The sequence below is a fragment of the Peterkaempfera griseoplana genome (genome assembly GCF_001418575.1).
Classification (GTDB): domain Bacteria; phylum Actinomycetota; class Actinomycetes; order Streptomycetales; family Streptomycetaceae; genus Peterkaempfera; species Peterkaempfera griseoplana.
On sequence record NZ_LIQR01000585.1, the window covers coordinates 1 to 1,785 of the forward strand.

Below are 1,785 nucleotides of genomic sequence, written 5' to 3' on the forward strand. Positions count from 1 at the left end.
CTCCCCGCCCGCAGCGCCAGGGCCAGGGCCGCGGCCCGCTGGACCGGTGGGGAGCGGGGCCCGGCGACACCGGTCGCCACCCCCGAGGCCGACCGGGCGGTGCTGCCGTGGGTGATCGGCGGCGGTGTCGCCCTGCTGGGGGGTGCGGTCGCGCTGGCCCGTGCGCTGCGCAGACACTGAGCCATGCCCTGAGCGGCGGCGCTGCCCGGCACCGTGCCGGCGGCCACGCCGTCCCGTCCCCCGCAGTGACGACGCGTACGGAGGCCTCTTGAGCAGCGCTGCCACCGACCGGGTGGAGGGGTCGTCCTCCGCCGTCCGACTCGCCGCCGGAGACGCCGAGGTGACCGTGCTGCCCGGGTCGGGCTGCCGGCTGGGGAGCCTGCGCATCGGCGGTCTCGAGCTGCTCCGCAGGCAGCCCGCGGAACCGGTGACGGTGCCCTCGGACCGGGTCTTCGGCTGGGGCAGCTTCCCCATGGTGCCGTGGGCCGGGCGGGTGGACCGAGGGGTCTTCAACAACGGCCCGGTACGCCATCGGCTGCCGACGGATGTGCTGCCCCCGCATGCCGTCCACGGCACCGCGGCCACCGCCGTCTGGCGCCCGGCGGGGCCGCCCACCGACCGGGAGGCGTCCTTCGTCCTGGACCTGGGCGACCCCTGGCCCTACCCGGGCCGGGTCACCCAGCGCTTCCAGCTGGAACCCGAGCAGCTGACCCTGACCCTGGAGGTGGAGACCCGGGGGGACTCCTTCCCCGCGCAGGTCGGCTGGCATCCCTGGTTTCTGCGGCACCCGCTGGGGGCGCCCGAGGGCAGTCAGCCGGTCGAGCTGGACTTCGCCCCGGCCTGGCAGGAGGAGCGCGGCCCGGACCAGCTGCCCACCGGTCGGCGGATCGACCCGTTGCCCGGTCCCTGGGACGACTGCTTCGGGATGCCGGACGGCGTACGGGCCGTCCTGGACTGGCCCGGTCTGCTGCGGCTGACGCTCACCAGCGACTGCCGCTGGGCGGTGGTCTTCGACGTCCTCGGCGACGCTCTCTGTGTCGAGCCGCAGAGCGGTCCGCCCAACGGGCTCAACACCGAGCCCCGCATGGTCACCCCGATCGACCCGCTGGAGGCGGTGACCGTCTGGCGCTGGGAGCGCCCGTGCGACGAGCGCGGCCCGCAGGACTGACTAGGCTGGTGGTCCATGAGCACCGACCGCGACGCCCTGCTGGCGCAGATCAAGGACAAGGCCGTCGTGCACGGCAAGGTCACCCTCTCCTCCGGCCGGGAGGCCGACTACTACGTGGACCTGCGCCGCATCACCCTGGACGGTGAGGCCGCCCCGCTGGTGGGCCGGGTCATGCTGGACCTCACCGCGGATCTGCCGTACGACGCCGTCGGCGGCCTCACCCTGGGTGCGGACCCGGTGGCCACGGCGATGCTGCACGCCGCCGCCGCCCGTGGACGCAGCCTGGACGCCTTCGTGGTCCGCAAGGCGGGCAAGGCGCACGGGCTGCAGCGCCGTATCGAGGGCCCGGACGTCAAGGGCCGCCGGGTACTGGCGGTGGAGGACACCTCCACCACGGGCGGCTCGGTGCTGACCGCGGTGGAGGCGCTGCGTGAGGCGGGCGCCGAGGTGGTCGGCGTGGCGGTGATCGTGGAGCGGGGCGCCGCCCCGGCGGTCCAGGAGGCCGGGCTGCCCTACTACACCGCCTTCACCCTGGGCGACCTCGACCTGGGCTGACGCCACCCGGACGCGGACACAGCGCGGCGGGCGGATGTTTCACGTGAAACATCCGCCCGCCG

Annotated in this window: 3 protein-coding genes; all 3 read left to right on the plus strand. The window is 75.2% G+C overall.

Going from position 1 to position 1,785, the window contains the following annotated elements; genetic code table 11:
• Window positions 1-180 (plus strand): hypothetical protein (locus AOK09_RS33395; protein WP_157876137.1); only part of this gene is annotated, 180 nt, incomplete at its 5' end.
• 88 nt (window positions 181-268) lie between these two features.
• Window positions 269-1,168, plus strand: a complete 900-nt coding sequence (locus tag AOK09_RS33400) for an aldose epimerase family protein (RefSeq protein ID WP_245687599.1) — start codon at window positions 269-271, stop codon at window positions 1,166-1,168.
• Between the two features lie 15 nt (window positions 1,169-1,183).
• Window positions 1,184-1,723: an orotate phosphoribosyltransferase gene (gene pyrE / locus AOK09_RS33405; protein ID WP_055590970.1), complete on the plus strand. Its 540-nt coding sequence runs from the start codon at window positions 1,184-1,186 to the stop codon at window positions 1,721-1,723.
• The last annotated feature ends 62 nt before the right edge of the window (window positions 1,724-1,785 follow it).